Origin of the sequence: Rhizobium phaseoli, from assembly GCF_010668805.1 — a bacterium.
Taxonomy (GTDB): Bacteria; Pseudomonadota; Alphaproteobacteria; order Rhizobiales; family Rhizobiaceae; genus Rhizobium; species Rhizobium phaseoli_A.
The window spans coordinates 386,695-408,868 of record NZ_WUFT01000002.1 but is presented as its reverse complement, the minus strand read 5'-3'; the positions used below and the strand labels follow the sequence as shown (position 1 = coordinate 408,868).

At 59.3% G+C, this 22,174-nt stretch carries 13 protein-coding genes; 2 read left to right on the top strand and 11 right to left on the bottom strand.

Features of this window, described 5'->3' with window-relative positions:
• Positions 1 to 22 precede the first annotated feature (22 nt).
• Both putA and GR197_RS05020 read left to right on the top strand, forming a co-directional pair.
• Positions 23 to 3,730: a trifunctional transcriptional regulator/proline dehydrogenase/L-glutamate gamma-semialdehyde dehydrogenase gene (putA, locus tag GR197_RS05025; RefSeq protein WP_164007169.1), complete on the top strand. Its 3,708-nt coding sequence runs from the start codon at positions 23 to 25 to the stop codon at positions 3,728 to 3,730.
• A gap of 221 nt (positions 3,731 to 3,951) precedes the next feature.
• Positions 3,952 to 6,489, top strand: coding sequence for a methyl-accepting chemotaxis protein (locus GR197_RS05020; protein ID WP_164007167.1), 2,538 nt, complete (start codon positions 3,952 to 3,954; stop codon positions 6,487 to 6,489).
• Between the two features lie 215 nt (positions 6,490 to 6,704).
• On the opposite strand, the gene GR197_RS05015 is transcribed toward GR197_RS05020, so the two are convergent.
• The 11 genes from GR197_RS05015 to GR197_RS04965 form a co-directional block, all read right to left on the bottom strand.
• Positions 6,705 to 7,718 (bottom strand): alpha/beta hydrolase, encoded by a 1,014-nt coding sequence (locus GR197_RS05015; RefSeq protein ID WP_164007165.1) that lies wholly within the window; start codon positions 7,716 to 7,718, stop codon positions 6,705 to 6,707.
• A gap of 133 nt (positions 7,719 to 7,851) precedes the next feature.
• Positions 7,852 to 8,247: a hypothetical protein gene (locus tag GR197_RS05010; RefSeq protein WP_164007163.1), complete on the bottom strand. Its 396-nt coding sequence runs from the start codon at positions 8,245 to 8,247 to the stop codon at positions 7,852 to 7,854.
• The gene (locus GR197_RS05005) at positions 8,247 to 9,446 is read right to left on the bottom strand and encodes a trypsin-like serine peptidase (RefSeq protein WP_164007161.1); all 1,200 of its coding nucleotides are present in this window, start codon (positions 9,444 to 9,446) and stop codon (positions 8,247 to 8,249) included. The genes GR197_RS05010 and GR197_RS05005 overlap by 1 nt, the downstream gene beginning before the upstream one ends.
• Positions 9,443 to 11,143 (bottom strand): hypothetical protein, encoded by a 1,701-nt coding sequence (locus GR197_RS05000; RefSeq protein ID WP_164007159.1) that lies wholly within the window; start codon positions 11,141 to 11,143, stop codon positions 9,443 to 9,445. Before GR197_RS05000 ends, GR197_RS05005 begins: the two co-directional genes overlap by 4 nt.
• Before the next feature lie 337 nt (positions 11,144 to 11,480).
• Positions 11,481 to 13,316 (bottom strand): cell wall hydrolase, encoded by a 1,836-nt coding sequence (locus GR197_RS04995; RefSeq protein ID WP_164007157.1) that lies wholly within the window; start codon positions 13,314 to 13,316, stop codon positions 11,481 to 11,483.
• Positions 13,313 to 14,512, bottom strand: coding sequence for a hypothetical protein (locus tag GR197_RS04990; RefSeq protein ID WP_164007155.1), 1,200 nt, complete (start codon positions 14,510 to 14,512; stop codon positions 13,313 to 13,315). The genes GR197_RS04995 and GR197_RS04990 overlap by 4 nt, the downstream gene beginning before the upstream one ends.
• Before the next feature lie 1,053 nt (positions 14,513 to 15,565).
• Positions 15,566 to 16,891 (bottom strand): NAD(P)/FAD-dependent oxidoreductase, encoded by a 1,326-nt coding sequence (locus tag GR197_RS04985; protein ID WP_164007153.1) that lies wholly within the window; start codon positions 16,889 to 16,891, stop codon positions 15,566 to 15,568.
• Between the two features lie 64 nt (positions 16,892 to 16,955).
• Positions 16,956 to 18,611: an ABC transporter ATP-binding protein gene (locus GR197_RS04980; protein WP_164007151.1), complete on the bottom strand. Its 1,656-nt coding sequence runs from the start codon at positions 18,609 to 18,611 to the stop codon at positions 16,956 to 16,958.
• Positions 18,608 to 19,474, bottom strand: coding sequence for an ABC transporter permease (locus tag GR197_RS04975; protein WP_164007149.1), 867 nt, complete (start codon positions 19,472 to 19,474; stop codon positions 18,608 to 18,610). Before GR197_RS04975 ends, GR197_RS04980 begins: the two co-directional genes overlap by 4 nt.
• Positions 19,471 to 20,421 carry an ABC transporter permease subunit gene (locus GR197_RS04970; RefSeq protein ID WP_164007147.1) on the bottom strand — a complete coding sequence of 317 codons (951 nt, stop codon included), beginning with the start codon at positions 20,419 to 20,421 and terminating at the stop codon, positions 19,471 to 19,473. Before GR197_RS04970 ends, GR197_RS04975 begins: the two co-directional genes overlap by 4 nt.
• Positions 20,422 to 20,512: 91 nt before the next feature.
• The gene (locus GR197_RS04965) at positions 20,513 to 22,123 is read right to left on the bottom strand and encodes an ABC transporter substrate-binding protein (protein WP_164007145.1); all 1,611 of its coding nucleotides are present in this window, start codon (positions 22,121 to 22,123) and stop codon (positions 20,513 to 20,515) included.
• Positions 22,124 to 22,174 lie beyond the last annotated feature (51 nt).

The following is a 22,174-nucleotide window of genomic DNA, read 5'->3' as shown; positions in this document are numbered from 1 at the left end:
ACCGATTTGATAGGGAACTCCCATGTTGAACGCAGCGATCGATCCCGCATCCTCCAATGATCCCGCCGATGGTGCGCCGTTTTCCGGTTTTGCCCCACCGATCCGACCGCAATCCGAGCTTCGTCAGGCAATCACGGCGGCCTATCGCCGCCCGGAAACCGAATGCCTGCCACCGCTCGTTGCGGCCGCCCGCGTCTCCGAGGCGAAACGCTATGACATTCGCAGCACGGCCCGCACGCTGATCGAGGCGTTGCGCGCCAAACACAAGGGTACCGGCGTCGAAGGCCTGGTGCAGGAATATTCGCTCTCCAGCCAGGAAGGCGTGGCGCTCATGTGCCTTGCCGAAGCGCTGCTGCGCATTCCCGATACCGACACCCGCGATGCCCTGATCCGCGACAAGATCGCCGAGGGCAACTGGACCTCGCATATCGGCGGCGGCAAATCCATGTTCGTCAACGCCGCCACCTGGGGCCTCGTCGTCACCGGCAAGCTGACCTCGACGGTCAACGACCGCAGCCTGTCGGCGGCGCTGACGCGACTGATCGCGCGCGCCGGCGAGCCGGTCATCCGCCGCGGCGTCGATATGGCGATGCGCATGATGGGCGAGCAGTTCGTCACCGGCGAAACGATCGAGGAGGCGCTGAAACGCGCTCGTCCCTTGGAAGCGCGCGGCTTCCGCTATTCCTACGACATGCTGGGCGAAGCTGCGACGACGGCCGCCGATGCCGAACGTTATTTCAAGGATTACGAAAAGGCGATCCACGCCATCGGCCAGGCCTCGAACGGACGCGGCATCTATGACGGCCCTGGTATTTCGATCAAGCTTTCGGCCTTGCATCCCCGCTATGTGAGGGCGCAGGCCGGCCGGGTGATGGGCGAGCTGCTGCCGAAGGTCAAGGCGCTGGCCGTTCTCGCCAAGACCTATGATATCGGCCTCAACATCGACGCCGAGGAGGCCGACCGGCTGGAGCTTTCGCTCGATCTGCTCGAGGAGCTCTGCTTTGCCCCTGATCTCGCCGGTTGGAACGGGCTGGGCTTCGTCGTCCAGGCCTATGGCAAGCGCTGCCCGTTTGTGCTCGACTATATCATCGATCTCGCGCGCCGTTCAGGGCGCCGGGTCATGGTGCGTCTGGTCAAGGGCGCCTATTGGGATGCGGAGATCAAACGCGCCCAACTTGATGGCCTCGACGACTATCCGGTCTATACCCGCAAGATCTACACCGACGTCGCCTACATCGCCTGCGCCCGCAAGCTGCTGAACGCACCGGATGCCGTCTTCCCGCAATTCGCCAGCCACAATGCGCAGACGCTCGCCACGATCTATCATCTCGCCGGTCCCGATTTCGCAGTCGGAAAATACGAATTCCAGTGCCTGCACGGCATGGGCGAACCCCTCTACGACGAGGTCGTCGGCAAGGGAAAGCTCGACCGGCCCTGCCGCGTCTATGCGCCGGTGGGTACGCATGAGACGCTGCTCGCCTATCTGGTGCGTCGCCTTCTGGAAAACGGCGCCAATTCCTCGTTCGTGCACCGCATCTCCGATCCGCACGTCTCCGTCGAGGCGCTGATTGCCGATCCCGCCGAGACCGTTGCCGCCATGCCGGTCGTTGGCGTTCCGCACGCGCAGATCGCCTCGCCGAAGGCGCTTTACGGCAGTGCCCGCGCCAATTCCGACGGTCTCGATCTCTCGAACGAGGCAACCCTTTCCGATCTGGCGCAGACACTTGTTTCCTCGGCTGCAAGCCCATGGCATGCGGGTCCGATCCTTGCCGATGGCTCCACGGATGGGGTGACGCGTGACGTCCTTAATCCTGCCGATCATCGCGACATCGTCGGCACGGTCACTGAGCTGAAGGTCGAGGAAGCAGCCCGGATCGTTGCGATGGCGGCCGAGCATGCGCCGCAATGGGCCGCCGTGACGCCGGCCGAACGTGCGGCTTGCCTGGAACGGGCGGCCGACATCATGCAGGCCCGCATCAAGACGCTGATGGGCATCATCATCCGCGAGGCCGGCAAATCCGCCGCCAATGCCGTCGGCGAAGTGCGTGAGGCAATCGACTTCCTGCGTTACTACGCCGAACAGGCGCGCAAGACCCTCGGGCCGTCGCATCTGCCTCTCGGCCCGATCGTCTGCATCAGCCCGTGGAATTTTCCGCTGGCGATTTTCACCGGGCAGGTTGCCGCCGCACTGGTGGCCGGCAATCCTGTGCTGGCGAAGCCCGCCGGCGTCACGCCGATCATCGCTTCCGAGAGCGTAAAAATTCTTCATGAGGCCGGCGTGCCTGTGGGCGCCTTGCAGTTCGTTCCTGGCAGCGGCCGCCTCGGCGCCGGCATGGTCGGCGCAGAGGAAACGGCAGGCGTCATGTTCACCGGCTCGACCGAAGTCGCCCGGATGATCCAGGCGCAGCTGGCAGAACGGCTCTCTTCGACCGGCAAGCCGATCCCGCTGATTGCCGAAACCGGCGGCCAGAACGGCATGATCGTCGATTCCTCGGCCCTCGCCGAGCAGGTGGTGGCCGACGTCATTGCCTCGGCTTTCGACAGCGCCGGCCAGCGGTGCTCGGCACTCCGCGTTCTCTGCCTGCAGGAGGATGTGGCCGACCGGACCCTTGCCATGTTGAAGGGCGCCTTCCGCGAGTTGACGATCGGCCGTACCGACCGGCTGAGCATCGATGTCGGGCCGGTCATCAACGATGGCGCAAAGGCCGAAATCGACCAGCATATCGAGCAGATGCGCGGCATGGGCCGCAAGGTGGATCAACTGCCGCTGCCCGAAACTGCCACGGCCGGCACCTTCGTTCCGCCGACGATCATCGAAATCAAGTCGCTTTCGGATCTGACGCGGGAGATCTTCGGACCGGTCCTGCATATCGTCCGCTTCAAGCGAAACGGGCTCGACCGCCTGATCGACGATATCAACGCGTCGGGTTATGGCCTCACCTTCGGGCTTCACACCCGGCTTGACGAAACGATCGCGCACGTGACCAGCCGCATCAAGGCCGGCAACCTCTACGTCAACCGCAACATCATCGGCGCCGTCGTCGGCGTTCAGCCTTTCGGCGGCCGCGGCCTGTCGGGAACCGGTCCGAAGGCTGGCGGTCCGCTCTATATCGGCCGGCTGGTGCAGCGTGCTCCGGTGCCGCCGCAGCAGGATTCTGTTCACACCGACCTTGCTCTTCGCGACTATATCGTCTGGCTCGACAAAAAGGGCTTGCCGGGCGAGGGGGAAGCAGCGCGCGGCTATGCGAGCCGTTCAGCGCTCGGGCTCGAACGAGAGCTTACCGGCCCCGTCGGCGAACTCAATCTCTATGCGCTCCATCCCCGCGGCCGCATTCTTGCCGTGCCGCAGACGGAAAGCGGGCTCTATCGCCAGATCGCTGCAGCCCTGTCGACCGGCAACCACATCGTCGTGGACGCAGCTTCCCTATCGAAATCGGCCCTGACGGATCTGCCGGCGACTGTCGCCGGCCGCGTTTCCTGGACGTCGGATTGGGAAAAGGACGGGCCGTTCTCGGGCGCACTCGTCGAAGGGGATCACGACAGGGTTCTGGTCGTCAATCGGCGGATTGCTGCCCTGCCCGGTCCACTTCTCCTCGTCCAGGCCGCGACGAGCGAGGAATTGGCGGGCGATCCCGAGGCCTATTGCCTGAACTGGCTGCTGGAGGAGGTATCGACCTCGATCAACACCGCCGCCGCCGGCGGTAATGCCAGCCTAATGGCCATTGGCTGAGGATAGTGATGAGGGCGTCGGCAATGCGCCCTCATCACATGTTCTCCAAAACTCGACACCATTGACCATTTTTTTAGCAGTTATCACTAGCCTGGTGCCATCAGGTGCCACCCTCGCAAGTCCAGCATAGCCATTACTCCCGACATAGAGGTTGTGATGCATGCGGAGGCGAGGGATCCGCGCCGGAGAATCAGGCAATTTTCCTGGGGCGGGGCTTCCTTATGGCGTTGATTGACCGACTGTTGCAGCGTATGCGGATCGTGACGAAGGTGCTCTTCTTCGTGGTGCCGCTGATCGTCCTCATCGCCGGCATCGGTCTTTTCGGCTATTTCACCGCTGGTACGCTGAACGGCCAGATGACCCTGACCCGGCAGACGATCGAAGCTCTTTCCAGCTTTCAGCAACTGCGATCCGCTCTGACCGCCTTTACCGATCTTCCCACTGCCGCCACCCGCGATCGTCTGATCGCCAGCATTTCCGATCAGAATAAAGGCGCTGCGACGCTCGATGCGATGCTCTCCGATCCCGCGCAGAAGCAGCAGATTTCTATGGTGCGCGAACTCGGGGGCAAGATGCAGGGCGGCGCCGACGCGCTCTGGGCGGTGGCGCAGGAGCGCGCCGGCAACGAACAGGCGATCGACGATGCGGTCGCCCAGCTGTTCAAGGAAAGCCAGACCGCCCGCAAACAGCTCGACGTTCTCCAGGATCAGGCGAATGGCAAGGAGGCCTTTGTCCGGGCGCTTCTTCTCGACGCCTCGGCCTATAAGAATCTGGCTGGACGCATTGCGAAACTGCGCAAGGCGACCGGAGGGGCAGCCGACCCGCAGAAGCTTGCCCAGGCGATCGCCAGCCTGCTGCCGCCGCTCGTCAAGGAGATGGGCGACAGCGCGGCGCTTGCGTCGGAGAAGGCCCAAAGCCAGATTGCGGCGCTGAAGCCGATGCTGGAGAAGCTCGCGGGCATGGCCAAGGACAGCAGCCTGTCGCTCGAAAATTACGCTCCCGTCGATCAGGACTTGCAGGGCCTTCAGGAGCTGTTTGCAAAACTCGCCTCCGACAATGCGGACACCGCAATCGAGCGCTTTGCCGGCATGGATGCGAGCATATCAACGCTTCGCTCGATGGTGACCATCGTCAACGCCGCTTTCAAATCGATCGACGATTTGCGCCTGCACTTAAGCGAACTGAACAGACGCGTCGATGCCGAGGCGCGGGATGCGGCTCTCGCCGACCTCAAGACGCTGCGTGAAAGCGCTGCAAAGCTTGTGCCCTTGAGCGGCAAAAATGCCGCGCTGCAGGATCTTGCCAAGAAGATCGAGCCATCCCTTGCGACGATCGAGAAAGACACGTCGCTTCTGATATCGATCGCCGACCGCTGGCGTGCGGACAAGGAGGCGGCGACCGCACTTGTGGCCGACGCAAGCCACACGCTCGAACAATTCGTCAGTACGGCGCAGGAGAGCGGCAAGGAAATCAGCCAGCGCTCGGCGACGATGTCACTCGCGGCGATGATCGCGGGCACCGTGCTTGCGATCATCGGCGGCCTCATGCTGATCGAAACGCTGCGCGGGCCGCTGAAGCGGATCACCCAGACGATGATGCGGCTTGCCGCCGGCGATCTGAACGTTGCCATCGGCGACGGCAAGCGCGGAGACGAGATCGGTGACATGATCCGCTCGGTGACCGTTTTCCGCGATCAGGCGCTTGAGAAGACCCGGCTGGAAGAGGTGGCCGAGGCAAACAGGGCGCGGGACGAACGGGAACAGGCCCGCCGCGCCGCCGAGCAGGCGCGCATCGAGGCGGAACAGAGCGAGGCTCTGACGGCGCTGTCGGAAATGCTGGGCAAGCTTGCCAATGGCAATCTCGCCGCCGAGATGAGCGAGGATCTGGCCGCAGACTATGTCGCCATGGCGCAAACCTACAATCACGCCATCGATGCACTGCGCCTGACGCTCGCCGAGGTTCGCAACACGACCTACGAGATCGCCGAGGGCAGCACCAATCTTTCAGGAGCCGCCGACGATCTGGCGCGGCGCACGGAACAGCAGGCCGCAGCACTCGAGGAGAGCTCGCGGGTGCTTGGTGAACTCACAGACAGCGTGCGAACGACCGCTGAAAACGCGCGTCAGACGTCGGTTTCGGTCGCGGAAGCGCACCGCCAGGCGGAGCATTCCGCAGCCGTCGTGGCGAAAGCCGTCGATGCTATGGGCGCCATCAATCGGTCGTCCGAAAAGGTCACCAGCATCATCGGCGTGATCGACGAGATCGCCTTCCAGACCAATCTTCTTGCTCTCAATGCTGGTGTGGAAGCGGCGCGCGCCGGGGAGGCCGGCCGAGGTTTTGCTGTGGTTGCTCAGGAGGTGCGTGAGCTTGCCCAGCGCTGCGCCAAGGCTGCCCGCGAGATCAAGGATCTCATCTCCAACAGCGCATCGCAGGTCGGCGCGGGCGTCAAGCTCGTCGAGGAGACCGGCCAGGCGCTTTCTGCCATCATGGAGCACTTCACTTCGATCAACGGACTGGTGCAGGTCATCTCTGCTTCGACGACCACGCAATACAAGGGCATCGACGAGGTGAACAACGCCGTTCGCGACGTCGAACATATCACCCAGCACAACGCCGCCATGGTGGAGGAAAACACCGCGGAAATTCACAGGCTTCGACAGCAGGTGGAATTGCTGAACGAGCGCATCTCCCGCTTCCAGACCGCAGACAGCCGCAGGGAGTCGTTCGCAGCCCCGTCGCTCTTATCTGTCGCCTCCTGACAAGTGTTGTCCCCGCTTTTCCCAGGCAAAGCACGAAGCGCTTTTGCCGAGAATTGCGTAAAAACAAAGGTTCGAACGGTTCTGATTCTGTGAAAAGTTGAACCGCTCTAACCTGCGCTGGTCCAGAGTTGGGGGTGGTTCAAAAAATAGACTCTGCCGAAAACTGGAGGGAGAAAGGGTCTCTGGTCAGCGGCCCAACGATGGCCGCACGTCCGTCAATCTGCCCGCAGAAACCTTATGGTGCGGATCAGCGAGAGCCAGCTAAACGGGAAATACGACAAGGTGTAGTGTCCGCACGGCAATATCAACCATTCCGGACTGGTTTCGGCCGCGCGCAGCTCGTCGACGAAACGGCTTGCCGTGTCGTAGGGAACGACCTCGTCGATCTTGCCCGAGATCATCAGGAGTCTGCTGCGATTTTCGCGAAAACGCCCCACGAAGTTGGAGGGGCTGAGAATTGCCCAGATCTGCCGCAGCCGAGCCAGGTCTATATGTCCATCGATCGATGCGCGGATATGTTTCGTTGCCCTTCCTCGCCAGATCGTCTCGGCGAAATCGCCCGCCGTCAGCAGCAGACAGCCTTTCGATACGCGGGGGTCGAATGCCGTGGTCAGGGATGCGATGCAGGAGCCCAGGCTTACGCCGACGACATGGATCTGCTTCGCGCCCTTGCCGCTTATCCAGGAGATCAACGATCTGATGTCGCAGACCGATTGACGGACTGAGCGTATGGCGACGCCGAGGTCGGCATTCAGGAAATCGTTGGCAATCCTGGATGCGTCGGATGCTCCGCGGCTTCCATGATGCGGAAGCGTGACGACATATGCCGTAAAGCCGGCAAACGACAGAACCGTTCCGATCGCAGCGTAGGCCCCGGGGGCGGAATTCCAGTGCGGGACGACTATTACGGCTCGTTCCCGAGAATGTCCCCGCGAATACACATCGACATGCACGCTGTCGTTTGCGGACCCGTCCGCAAAGACGCTCTTGTATGTCAGGCGTGTTCCTTCGACACGAAAGCTGGCCTCATCGCTGATCCCGGCATAGAATTCGTCGGCTCGATCGACCGCATGCTGCACGGCTGCCGACATGCTTTCGATGCTGTCGAATTCATCGTCGCCAATTCCGGTAAATGCGCCCAGACGGAACCGCCCGCAATCTTTCTGGTCTTCATCGACCAGGGCAAGCTCCTCTTCCTTTCTGCGTAAGTACCTCTCCAAAAGAAACACGATCCCGCTCCAATCGTCGTCTGACGTCCGATCGACCTAATGTTCCGGATTGTAGGCTCATGGGCATTCGGGCCTCATCGGGCGATGAAGCGGGCCGATCGATCGTCGACCATACCGAAGGCTCGTTCATCGTTTAATGAGGGTCGATCAGACCGACGACCAGGGTATAGGCGATCAAAAGGAGCGATCCGTAGAGCGGGGTGAAGCCGTCAAATGGCGGACTGTTCAAGGCTATCGTCCACACGACAAAGGCAGCCGTCGCGATAGCGATCTGGCGCTTTACGGGCGGAGCGCCTGCTAAGGACGTCTGTTTCCATGTCCATAACGGAGTCAGGATCACGCCTACCGCGAAGGCAATCCACATCACCATCTGCACGTTGACGCCTGCCGCCCCTTTGACCAGCCCGACCACCGTCACCCAGGCTGCAATTATATCTGCAGGAATATATTTGACGACCTTATCGAAGTAAGTATCAACCGGTGCGTTGATAGGCCCCATTAATTGTACTGTTACAACACGTCTGCCCATTATTCTCCCCCATCAAGATATTGTTTTACCTGTTCATCTTCGTAGAGAGCAGAGATAAGAATCCCTTCTCCAGCCACACCCCATAGCTTCGAACGTGCGGCGTGATGGATGGCAATCACGGCAAAGTCGTCGTTGAAGCAAGGGGATCCGCTCGAACCGCCGGTCGTGCGGCTGGCATATTGAAGCTTTCCCTGCGGCTCCATGACCGTGGAAACGCCACTCGGGCTGAACTGAAGCCGCATGGCCTGGCCGCCCGAATGGTGAATGACGCTGAGATTCGAATCCTGCGCCGGAGCCGTCTTTTGCAATGTTACCGGCTTCGTGCCCTTGCATTTTGAGGTATCGGTCCTCAGCACGACGAAATCGTGCTTTTCGACAGGGCTCCTCGATAATACCGGCGACGCAGCATCCAGCGCTGCCAGCTGCCCTTCATCCTCTTGTGCTGCTTCGTTGGTCAAGGCGCCGAAGCGCAGCTTGACGTTCGGTGCCGTGGCGTCGATCTCGGCATCTGTTTTTCCGAGAACGTGATAATTGGTGACCACGAGATCCGGTGAGATAAGGAAGCCGGTTCCTCCGGGTGCACCGTTGATCTCGATGCGGCAGACGCCGGACGAGGCGGTGATCGCGCGCGTAAGAAATCCAACATCCCAGTCAAGCGGATCGGGGTGAAAGAGTTTTTGGAGTTGCAGGGCATCGTTGCTGCCGCTCCAGGAGAAATCCGGGCCGACCGCGAGGTCGCTCGCGGCAGAATCCTCTCCAGTCACAGGCACCTGGACAGGCACCTGAAATCTGGCTGTAAAAAGCCGGCGCTCCCCTGGGTCAACGATGAGCTTGTACTTCACGATGAGAGCGGCAGTTAATCGCGCCTGTTCCACCCCGAAGCTGAAGAGGGTTGGATACATGATGCTCCCGAGCGTTGTGTATTTTGGATTTGCCGGGTTCACTCCCTTTCCCTGAGCCCAGACGAACAATGTTCTCGCGTCGTCCCTGGCACCGCCCTTGAACGGGTTGGCCATCTCCGCTCGAAAATCGTCGTTTAATTCGGCGGCATCAACCATCGCCCTAAAAAAAGGAATCCCTTTCTGCTCAGGGGGCGCTTTGATGGCCGCGCTCATCCACAAATCGATCAGCCCTTCTTTGTCGCTGTGCTTCCATTCCATGCTTTTGATCAGGTCCCTGATTGATAAATCCATATTCATGGGTATGGCCTTGGTAACAAACCGCAGGTTTGCTGGTTCAGTTGGTAAAGCCAAAGTTGATTGGCGATTAGACTGCATTTTTGGAGTTTTTCAACAACAATACATTGAAAATCTAGCCCAATTTGCTCCTTGAGTGCGATAAGTATGCTTCCCAATATGGTGGAATTCTTTTTATCGACATCCAACTGCGGAATATTCTGCCCTTGATCGATGGTTGCGTCTACCAATGCAACGGCAGGATCTTGGCTTTTCTTCAATTTCATCTTTATGTTGTTTTTGTATTCGGCGGGTATGTCTGCCCTGTCGACAACGTTGACATAGAAGCCGTCTGACAATGGGATTGTGGAAGCCTGATGCTGCAGCAGAAGAATGATATCTTCCCGGTCGTTGTCGCTTATATCCAGCGGCTTGAAATGCGGGGAATCTTCGGGCTCCGCTTCCGGCAGTGCGCGATTCCATTGGTTGGGGTTGCCGCGCACCAGGGTCACCGCGGCATATAAAACGGCGAGGACGAACAGGGTGCCCACGTTGGGAAACACGATCGCGGCAATCATAAGGATGATCGGTATTGCCAGGTGAGGGTAGTGGGGAATGACCGCCCTCAGGAAGCTCTCTTTTTTCAAATCGGAAATAAATTCCGCATCATACCTGATCCGCATCGTCCGGCGCCACGCGGGGTCGCCTATCTTCTGCAGGTAATAGCGCTTCGACCGCGAATATGTCCTGGCGAGTTCCATGATGCAAACCGCCAGCATGATAAGCGTGTACGTGGCCTCCAGCAGGCTTGTGAAAGAAGAAGCTGTTATTTGAAGTCCCGATATTGAATTGCATTGCGTGTAAAGGACACAACGAACATCGGAAAACCAATAACGAACAATGGTCGTTCGGTCTGAACTCAGATACGACGCCTGAAGCCGCATGAAATAGCCGGCACACAGGCCTAAAAAGGCAAGCGTGTATACATAGGTAAAAAATTCCGCGAGGAAATTCGTCGGCTCTGTCCCGCGAATGACCAGACGCAATCTATCCGTATCGTCAGCCAAGCGCGAAATGAACGATGCAAAATAAGCGCAATAAGCCAGGATGGCCAGATAGATAAACAGTGCGAGAGCCATGTAAAAATAGGCTATGCCGGTAAAGATAACTGTCGCTTCGGGGGTCGCCTGAGTTTTGCGCTGATAGGGCACCGTCGACCAGTCCCAAACCTCACCGCCAAGAAAGTCGGGGACACCGTGCCTCGCTTTCCAAAACGGCTCGAAACAGGCGTAGAACCACTGCAGCCCCGAGGAGACTGTCACTCCAAGGAAAAGCACCAAGACAAGAATTGACAGCCTTTTCAGCTGAATGTCCCAAGCGCCCGCAACCGTTTCGGCATCGACAGCTACCCCTCCCGGACCGGTAATGACGCGTAACTCGGGATAGGCGACAGAATTATTGAAAAATGCCTTTATAGAAGAAATGATTGTAGAGAAAAAGGCCAAGTATAATGGGAACAGGACCATATATACGATGGTCCAGTTTGGTGCGGAAAGAAATCCCACTTCCTTATTAGGAATATCTGGGTTGTAGACGTAAATTCCAATCTTAATGAAAAAGCTGAATAGGCATAGAAGAAAGCTTATCGTGAGGGCTATACCTACCGCTCCGACAAGCGTTAATTTATCGATCGCCCTTTCCAGGTGTTGAGCCAAATTCATTTATGGCTCCCCCAAAAAAGCCGGAATTACCATTTGGCAAGCACATTAGAAGCGTACTTCTTCATCTAGTCAAGTAAAAGTTGTTATAGCTATATCGTCGACGAGGTAATGCCTTACGCGAAACCGTTACATTCGTGACGTTTATCCCTCATTCTGCACCATCTGCGCTCTTCTCAACCAGAGAGCGGAGGTTCATCATGTCATTGGTCATCGGTGGCCCATCAGGTGTACTTGAACAACCCGACCCCAGCGGAAAAAGCCGATGACCGCCGCCATCGAGCTACACCCTTACGCCACCCCTCCATGCTGACTATTCGACTGGTATTGCGGACCGCGGCTACGAAATTCCGCTATAGAACAGGTGATGCCCGATTTTCCTCTCCATCACCGCATGGGGTGAGTCGATCACCCAACTGGGCTTGCTGATATAATCGGCGTGGTAGTGTAAGACGCCATCGGTGAAGTGATGGATCGTTCCACTCAGGGCGCGGCCGGCTACATCGAAACAGACGTCGAAAGCCCTATTCCCGTTACCGGGAGACAGGGACAATATCTTCCTCCGATTCGTATCGTTGGCGTTCCAACAGGAGAATTGATACGGTTGCAGACAGACGGACGAAACTGACTTAGGATATCGTCCGGAGGCTGCCCTATTCACAACGACTTCGGCAACGGCCTCTTTGCCTTCTACGGGTTCACCTGCAGCTTCGCCGAAAATCGTCCGGGCCAAAATGAGCTGGTCGTCGCCGGTTGGAGGAACGATCGGGACCAGCAACCTGATCGATGCGATGCGGCTGATATCCAACGAGTCGGTACGGACCGTGTTCCTCTGGTTGCCGCCTACACACTTTATCTTGTCGGACGTCTCCAGGCGATTGATAGCGAAGCATACATGCCCCGTTGTTCCTGTGTCCTTGCTGGCATGCAAGATCACAACTGCGCCAGCCAATGTCTTCTGGATTCCCTGCTCGTAAAGCGAGCCTTTGCGTAGTTCCAACGTTCCCCAATTCTTCCAGTTCGCTGCCGTGGCCGCGCCTTCCACCGACGGTGCTTGGTTTTGCGACATGCACCAAGCGGCAAACGCGCCACACCACGGTTCAACGGAATCCGGATGATAAGACGTTGCACTGAAGTACTCTTTGATCCGCTTCTTGCCGGCCGCCGTATCTTCGGTGAGCTGACTGTCTTTCCATAGAAGTTCCTCAGCTTGGGCCGTTGCAAGCCACGGCTTATCGTCGCTGGCCGTCGGCAGCGCGACAAACTCCGGAAAATGAATTTTCAGTAGTCCGAAGGCTGACTTGAAGGCGTCCGCAAGGATATTGGCGGTCTTTTCCACGAACTCGTCGACCGTTGTGACAACATCAATCGAACCTTGATTCAGAAATCTGCGGCGTCTCTTGATCAAAGCACCGAGATCGGCGGCGTCCGGGTAGAACTTAGCCAACGCATCTTCGAGGGGCTGGTGCAACTCATCGCTCGCGTGGATCTTGTTGATAGCAAAGGCAGCTTTCGCTCCGACTAAACGAGATTGAAACAATAAAAGGAAGCTAGGTATGTACTCCTGTTGGGGCTCTTCGATAGCCGCGGTGCTGGCTTCCTGTTGGAGAAGTTTCCAATCTCGTTGGGTCAGGTAAGCGGCACACTGCACCTGCGCTAAGGCTTGAAAGCGCTGAAAGGGAGAGAAGTCGCCATCGGGGTTCGCCTGCAGGAATTCTGTCCATTCTTCTTCCGATATCTGAAAGGGGCCGACTGCCGATGTTCCGGCTAGGCGATTCTCGAATTTCGTAAATTCGGATTCGATTTCCGCAAGGGCTAGTAGATAATCGGCCAGGATCGCGGGCGCACCATGTGCCCCGCCAGCGTTGGCCGCAATTTCGGCACGTCCGCACCGACGTACGAAATCGGCGATGGCCACCGGAGGCACCGCCATCACCGCAGGGGAACCTATAAATTTCGTCTGCAGCCAGCCGGGTGAGCCCAGCGCCGTAGGTGTCGGTCGGTATTCTGCTTCCCTCCATCCGGAGGGAGTTGTTGCCTCAGATTCAATGGTCTCTTCGATGTATACAAGGTCGCCTGCGGTGAGTACGTCGATCGGATCGGCATCCACTCTGGCTTCCGACAAGGTGCAGGGCGAGTCGGCGTCCGGCACTATCACGACAAATGCCTGTTTCATTGTGCCCCCTGAGCTGAGCTGCTCGCTGTTCGTGCCGCCTGATTAATCCGTCTTTCGAGATCGCGGGACATAAGACCATCACGTGTCGCATCTCCCGTTTTCAGATGATATGCCACGCGTGCTAGTTTGATTTTTTCCCTGAGAGCTTGCGAGGTGAGATCAGTAGCGTCTTGGTCCAAGAGCGGCGAGGGCTGCAATGTGTTCAAGCTCTTCACCAGCAGCTTCAGTCTGTCTGGCTTGTCACGATAGCTAACCGCCTCGAAGAAGTTGCCGATGCCCTTAGCCAAGTCTCCAGGTTGGCAACCGTAGGTGACGATGTCGGAATATTCCGCTTCGGTAATCGGCCCGGTCCGATCGCGCCCTTGCGTTTGCCGATAATTTTCAACTCCCGCCAGCGTGCTTTGTCCTGGCTTTCCGTCGTCTGGAACGCAGACGCCCGCCTGCACAGCTTTGACGTCCGTCAAAGTGAAGCCAGCATCATCCGGAAACAAGCCCTTACATTCAGAGCATTTTACCGCTTGGCGACCGACCCGCTGGTTTCCCGGACTATAAGGTGAGACCGGTTTTTTGCCGGTTGAAATGTTGAGCGCGTCGACCTCTTGGCCGATAGTTTCTTTCAGCGATGGAGATTGCGTACCAGTGGCTGCCGACAGCGCGTAAGTATTGGCGTCCAAGACGATCGTTTGAGGGGTGCAAATGCGGAGGTAGCCGCGCAGCGCGAAAACCATCTCTGGTGTCCGTTGATAATTCAATCCGGAGAATTGGCGACGGTACTCGAGCCGGCGCTGGTACACGATCTGCTTGATCGTGGTACTCTCGAGCCCGATAAGAAGCGAGTTATTGTAGTTGTCATAAAGGGAGACCGCGAGCCCGAGAGCTGCCGCGACGTAACCGATCGTGTCCAATCCGGCATTCGCGATAGTGAGTACCGTGGTGGAGGTGAAAGCGAGCGATGCGATGCCGGATTTGACGCGCAATGCTTCGGTTCGCTTGATATCTATCCAAGCAAGATAGCGATCGCACCTTTGGTCAATGTCATTAAATCCTGTCTGAACAATTTCTCCATAGTCGGAACACGTTTCGGACGAGTTGCTTCCAGTCAAACGCGCTTGCGCGCACAATTGATGGAAGTAAGATGATAGATTGTTTGTATCCAAAGGCGTCTGCCTTGAATACAAATCTTGTCCGACGCCCACATCTTTGCTCCCGAAGGTGCATCCGGTAACAAGCAGTATAATAGACAATAAAAATGCGGCCACCCTCAACACGATAACTACCCCTCTATCGCGCAGACCGAAGGAGAATTTGCATTCATCCTATACGCGTGTCAACAATAAAAAAAACTATTGCTTGTCTCGCTTGGAGAGTATTGGCTTCAGGGTGCTCGATCACGGTAAACAGTATCAATCGACGTCCAAAATTGGCTCTTAGTTAGTTTTTTGACGCAGTTGTAACGGTGCTGCTTGCTGGTTCCACAAAGGAATCAGCCTGATGCACCACGTGTCGCCCCTCTGATTGGTGCCGGCTGGTTTCATCGCCGAACGCATCACCCACATTGACGATGGGGCCTGCATCTTGCTTTCCCGAGCCGGCCACGTGCGGACGAATGTCGCGAACGGTTCGAAGCCGCTATTTCCGCCAGATTGCGGACTTCCCCTTTTCGGGAAGGCGCTCAGGCTTCTCGTGCGCACGGGAAGTTCACCTGTGACGCGGTGCTCTGCGGCAGGCAGATATTCGCTGAGCGGTTTGGAGATGTGCTACCTCCCTACCCAGAAACCGGGCGTATCAAGCATCTCGTCCATCATCTGGCCTCGCGCTTGGAGGACGCCGGGCGGCGCGTTTTGCATAGCGACTCATGCCTCCCGTCAGCAACGACACCTTGCTCCGCGTCATCCGCAGGCAGGGATTGCCCCGTCGATCACGCCCTCGGTGATTGGCATCGACGACTAGGCCCGGCGCCGCAATCATCGCTATGGCACAATCGTGTGTGACCTGGAGCATCGGCGACCGATCCGTCTGCTGCCCGACCGTGAGCCAGCGACGGCAGAGGCCCGGTTGCGGGGAAATCCCCAAATCCAGATCAATCCAGCCCGGCCTCCTTACTGGCCAGAAGCATGAATCTGATTTGTGCCAAAAAGGGAATCCTAATTGCGATCCCACCAAAAATCATCCCGCACTAAAGCGGCAAGCGCGTTATCGCCGGTACGGAATTTGTCGGCGTTTCCATGAAGTTCTCTTGCGAGCCGCGTTTAGAAATCCGCCACTTTGCCCCAGGCCGACGTTCCGAAACGGGCGGGATGATAGGGCCGGGGATCGACGATCGGCTCGTCGCCCGTGACGATATCGGCAATCAGATGACCGGCACCCGGCCCGATGCCGAAGCCGTGGCCGCTGAAGCCCGCAGCGATGATGAAACCCGGAAGCGTGGCGATCTCGCCGATCCCCGGCACGCCGTCTGGCGTGCTGTCGATATAACCCGCCCAGGCCGCGCTGATGCTCGTTTTCTTCAAGGCGGGCAAAAGCGCGAGTGCCCGCGAATGCGTAAGCGCAATGGTGGCCTGATTGACCGCAGGGTCGAGGATGCGCATGCGCTCCATCGGCGTCGGCCTGTCGAGCCGCCAGCGTGCCAGAGACTCGTGACCGGAGCGAAACCCCTCCAAGCCGCCGGGTGCGAGACTGCGCCAGCGCCGGGCAAACATCGGCAGAAATTGCGGCGCGAAGCGGAACTGCTGCGCGGTGGGATCGACGCGGCCGCGGCCGCTGATCGCCAGCGTGTAGCCGCCATCGCTGCGACGCGTGACGGAAACCGCAGATGTGTGCAGCGCATCCGGCAGGCCGCTCGCGCCTGGTGAAACGGAAAGGATCGACGAACGGATCGATGCCTGCGGAAATCGAATACCCATCTGGCGGCAGAAGGAGGAGGCCCAGGCGCCGCCGGCCAGAATCGCGATTTTTGTCCGGATGGTCCCATGCTCGGTGACGACGCCGGAGAGCCTGCCGCCTTCGACGGCAATGCCGCGGGCCGCACAGGACTGATGCACCGTGCCGCCGAGCTTCAGGATCGTCCGCGCGACGGCCGGCGCGGCACGGGCCGGATCGGCGGTGCCGTCGGTCGGCGAAAACACCCCGCCTTTCCACGAGGTGCCGGTGGTGCGCCCGCGTTCGGTCGCTTCTGCGCCGCTCAGCATATGCGTCGTGACCCCGACCGAACGGGCGAAATCGCGCCAACGTGCCCAGCCGGCCAGTTCCTCGTCGCTATTGCTGAGATAGAAGAGGCCGCAGCGGCGAAAGCCGGTGTCCTCCCCGGTCTCGGCGGCAAAGCGCTCCCACAGATCGAGGCTCTTTGTCGACATCGGCAGTTCACGGGTGTCCCGGTTCTGCTGCCGGCACCAGCCCCAATTGCGGCTCGATTGTTCGGCACCGATCAGGCCCTTCTCGACGAGGGCGACTTTCAATCCGCGCCGGGCCAGATAATAGGCCGCGAAAACACCGACGATGCCGCCGCCGATCACCACCGCATCGGCGGCAGCAGGCAGCTCCGGCGTGGTGTCCACGCGATCGAGCGGTGCAGGCATGGCAGGGTCTCCATTTTATACTTTAGGTGGGCCGGGTCACGAAGGCGGATCGCTACGCCGACCCTCATTGCCGACAATAGGCCCGCACCAGTTCGGGATCCTGCTGGAGCCCATCGAGCCAGGCCGGATCGAGCGTCGGCACAGATGAGAACAGCAGTTGCGAATAGGGGTGCGTCGGCGCCTTCACCGTCGAATGGGTGATTTCCTCGACCTTCCGGCCCCCATACATCACCACGATCTCGTCGCAGATCGCCTCCACGACCGAGAGATCATGGCTGATGAAGATGTAGGAGAGGCCGAGTTCGCGCTGCAATTCCTTGAGCAGGTCGATGACCGCGGCGGCAACCACCGTGTCGAGCGCGGAGGTAATCTCGTCGCAGAGGATCAGCTTCGGATCGGCGGCGAGCGCCCGGGCGAAGTTGACGCGCTGCTTCTGCCCGCCCGAGAGTTCTCCCGGCCGGCGATGGCGCAGGTTGCGGGGCAGGCGAACCATGTCGAGCAGTTGATCGATCCTGATGTTTCGGGCCTGCCGATCCATGCGGTGGTAAAAAACCAGGGGTCTGGCGAGGATGTCCTCAACCGATTTTGCCGGGTTGAGAGCGGTATCCGCATATTGGAAAACGATCTGCATCTCGCGCAATTGGTCGCGCGAGCGCTCGCGAGCGCTGCGGCGCAGTTCCGTTCCGTCGAAGACAATCTTGCCGACTGCGGCCGGCAGGATGCCGGCGATAGTGCGGGCGAGCGTTGACTTGCCGCAACCGGATTCTCCGATGATGCCGAGATTGCGCCCTTTTTCAACTTTCAGGCTGACGTGCTCGACCGCGCGAACGAGGGGCAGGCCGTCGGCCTGGCGCTGTCCATAGCCCGCAACGAGATCGTCGATCTTCAAAAGCGGTGCTGCCGCGCTCCCCATAGCACCTGCTACGCCGCGCGATTTCGGCTCGAAGGCTGCGAGCAGCTCTCTGGTATAGGGATGCTTCGCATTGTTGAGGATTTCCTTGGTGGTGCCGGTTTCCTGGGTCTCTCCGCCTTTCAACACGACGATGCGATCGGCGATCTGCGCGACCACGGCAAGGTCGTGCGAGACGTAGACGCCTGATATGGCGCCCTTTTTCATCACCGACTTGAAAGCGCGCAGCACTTCGATCTGGGTCGTCACGTCGAGCGCCGTCGTCGGCTCATCGAAGATGACCAGGCTCGGGTCGCCGATCAGCGCCATGGCCGCCGCCAGACGCTGCAGCTGGCCGCCGGAAACCTGGTGCGGATAACGGCTGCCGATCGTCTCAGGTTCGGGAAGCGACAGCGCCCGAAAGAGCTCGACCGCGCGGACACGCGCCTCGTCCGGCGACATCAACTGATGAATGCGCGTGACTTCGATCACCTGGTCCATGATCGATATGGCCGGGTTGAAGGCGGCGGCGGCCGATTGCGGGACATAGGCGACTTCGGTGCCGCGCACCTTGGCGCGCTCCTTCTCGCTGAGCGTAACCATGTCCTTGCCGCCGACCGAAACACTGCCGCCGCTGATGCGACAGCCCGCACGGGTATGGCCCATCAGGGTCAGGGCGATGGTTGTTTTGCCCGAGCCGCTCTCGCCGATCAGCGCAACGATCTCGCCCTTAGCAACGTCGAGGCTGACACCCTTGATGATCTCGACGCGTCGGCCGGAATCGGTGGTGGCCTCGATCTTCAGGTCACGGATTTCAATGAAATTGCTCATGACACGCTCCGGTCGCGAATTTTATGCGGCAGGTTGTCTATCAGCAAGTTGACGCTGATCGTCAGGCTGGCGATGGCAAGTGAGGGAAACATCACCGCCGGCGCACCGAACGGCAGGCCGCCGATGTTCTCGCGCACGAGCGCACCCCAGTCGGCATAGGGCGGCTGGACGCCGAGGCCGAGGAAGGAAAGCCCGGAAAGCAGCAGAACGATGAACACAAAGCGGATACCGAGATCGGCAAGCACTGGTCCGACGATGTTGGGCAGGATTTCGGAACGAATGAGATAGAGGGTGCTTTCTCCACGGATGCGCGCAACCGTAATAAAATCCATCGCGTTGATGTTGACGGCGAGCGCCCGGGCGAAGCGATAGGCGCCGGGGATGTAGATCACCGATAGCGTCATGACCAGAACCGGCACCGAGGAGCCGACGGCCGCGACGACGACTAGGCCGAACAGCTTGCTCGGGATGGAATTGAGGGCGTCGAGGAGGCGACTGAGGATCGTGTCCAGCCAGCCGCCGGCAACCGCCGCGATCATGCCGAGCACGACGCCGCTGAAGCAGGCGATCGTTACCGCCGCCAGCGAGATGCCGACCGTGTAGCGCGCGCCCATGAGTATCCGCGAGAGCATGTCGCGGCCGAGATAGTCGGAGCCGAGCCAGAGTTCCCGGCTCATCGGGCCGAAATAGTCGAGATCGATAATCTCGCCGACGGGGTAGGGGATGATCAACGGCGCGAAGATCGCGATGAGCGCCCAGGAGAGGATGACAGCAAGGCCGATCGCTCCGACGATATTGAAGCGGTAGCCAAACCGGGTTCCGGACAGCCGGCCGGACGTGGTTTCGGAACTGGTCATGGTCATCGGAGCCTCGGATTGGAAAGGATGGCGATGATATCGGCGATGGTGATCAGCAGCAGATAGCCCAGGCAGAAGATCATCGCGCAGCTCTGGATCAGCGGCAGGTCGCGGGTGGCTACCGCGTCCAGCATCAGCTTGGCGATACCGGGATAATTGAAAATGGTCTCGACGATGATGACGCCTCCGAGCAGATAGGACAGTGAAAGTGCAACGGCATTGACGATCGGACCCAGCGCATTGGGCAGTGCATGGCGAAAAACGATGCGCGGCCGGGAGGCCCCCTTGAGCAACGCCATCTCGACATAGGGTGTGTTGAGGGTCTCGATAACAGCCGCGCGCGTCATGCGGATCATCTGCGCCGAGACGACGAAGGTGAGGGTGATCACCGGCATGGCATAGACCCGCAACATGTCGGCCAGGCTGTGAATTTCATTGGCGAATGACAGCGCCGGCAGCCATTTCAGATAGACGGCGAAGATCAGCGCGGCGGAGGTCGCGACCATGAACTCCGGCACGGAGATGACGCCGATGGTGATTACGGTGACGATCCGGTCGTAAACCGTGCCGCGCAGCATCGCCGCGGTGATCCCGAGCGTCAACGCAATCGGCACGGAGAAAAGCGCGGTAACGCCGGCGAGTTTCAGCGTGTTGACGAAGCGGCCGGCAATGAGGTCGGCGATCGGCATTTGGTTGGCATAGGACGTGCCAAGGTCGCCCTGCAACAGCCCGACGGACCAGCGCAGGAAACGAAAGAGCGCCGGCTCGTCGAGATGCATGGCCGTGCGAAGACCTGCGACGGCTTCCGGCGTGGCCGCCTGACCGAGCAGGATCGTCGCCGTGTCTCCCGGCAAGAGCGTTGTCGCGAAGAACACGGCGAAGGAGACGATCACCAGGGTGATCAGGGCGATGAGCAATCTGCTCAGCACAAGGGATAAGACCTGGTTGTTCACGCGCGGCTCCCTTTGGCGTTCGAGTTGAGTTTAATCAATGAAAATGGAAGCCGGGGGCGCGATTGCAGCCCCGGCCCCCCCGGGTACTTTGTCAGGCTTCGAGCCAGACATATTCGGCAAATGCGTATCCCATCTGGCCGCCGAACGGGCTGGGTTCCAAACCCTTGAGCTTGGCGGTGGTGGCATCGACATTTGATATGTAGGCTGGAATGATGGTGCCAGCTTCCTGGGCGACCATGACCTGCATCTCATTGTAGATCGCCTTGCGCTTCTCCTGGTCGAGCGTACCGCGGGCCTCGATCAGCATCTTGTCGAATTTCTCCGACTTGTATTGGCTTTCGTTCCATGGAGCGTCCGAGGTGTAGAGCAGCGAGAATAGGATATCAGGGGTCGGCCGTGGGTTGATATTGCCGAAGTGGATCGGCGCCTTGAGCCAGTAATTGTCCCAGTAACCGTCGGACGGCACGCGCTGGACATCGAGCTTCATGCCGATTTCAGCGCCGGCGGCCTGGATGATCATGGCCATGTCGATCGACGAGCTCGCTGCATCGGAAGCAATGATCGGAATGGATTGGCCGAGGACGCCTGCCTTTTCGAAGTGAAACTTCGCCTTCTCGGGATCGAAGTCCCGAGCTTTCAGGTCGGCATTGTGATAGAAGTTCGCCGGTGAAATGGGTTGGTCGTTGCCAACCTCGCCGAGACCGCGCAACGCCGACTTGACGATCTGTTCGCGGTTGACGAGAGACTTCATGCCTTCGATGAAGTCCCGCTTGTTGCCGGGCTCCATATCCAGCCGCATATTGAGGTTGGTATAGTTGCCGGAGGTCGTCTTCGACAATGTGAACCCGTCGCCCTGAGCCTCGATGAGGCGCATGGAGCGCGGATTGATCGTGGCTGCGAGGTGGATATCGCCTGCAAGCAGGGCGTTGACGCGGGCATTGTCGTCGCTGATCGCGAAATATTCGAAGGAATCGACGTTCGGGCCCGATTTCCAGTAGTTCTTGTTCTTGATCCCGACCGAGCGCACGCCGGGTTCGAAGACCTCCTTGACGAAAGCGCCGGTGCCATTCGCCTTCGAAAAGTCGGTCGTCCCATCGGCAACGATCATGAAGTGATGGATCGACAGGATGGTCGGCAAGTCCGCATTTGCGCTGGCGAGCGTGATCTCGACGGTCTGTTTGTCGACTGCCTTGAAGCCCGTCATTTGGGCGGCGATCTTGGCGACCTTCGAACCGACGGAGGGGTCGAGATGGCGCTTCAGAGAGAAGACCACATCGTCGGCGGTCAGCGGCTTGCCGTCGTGAAATGTGACGCCGCTCTTCAGCTTCACCGTCCAGGTCTTCGCATCCTTGGAATCGATCGCCTCGGCAAGCTCCATCTGCGGCTTGCCGCTTTTGTCGAGGATGGTAAGGCGGTTATAGAAGGAGCAGCACCGGACATAATCGGTGGAGAGCGACGCCTTGGCGGGATCGAGCGTATCGGCGGTGGAGGACGACCAGCCAGCCGCCTTGAGCGCGCCGCCTGAAACGGGCGTCGCCGCAAGCGCCTTGCCGGCGCGGCCAAGCACCAGCCCGCCGGCGGACATGGCTACGCCGCCCGCGAGCATCATATGCAGCAGCTCGCGACGGGTCGCGCCACGACGGATGGCGGTTTCGACCATGGCGTCGTCAGAGCTGGTCCAATTGGTAATTTTGTTGTTCATCTCATTCCCCTTTTCTTCTGTGGCGAGCTGCCGTTTCGGGCAGGCCCGATC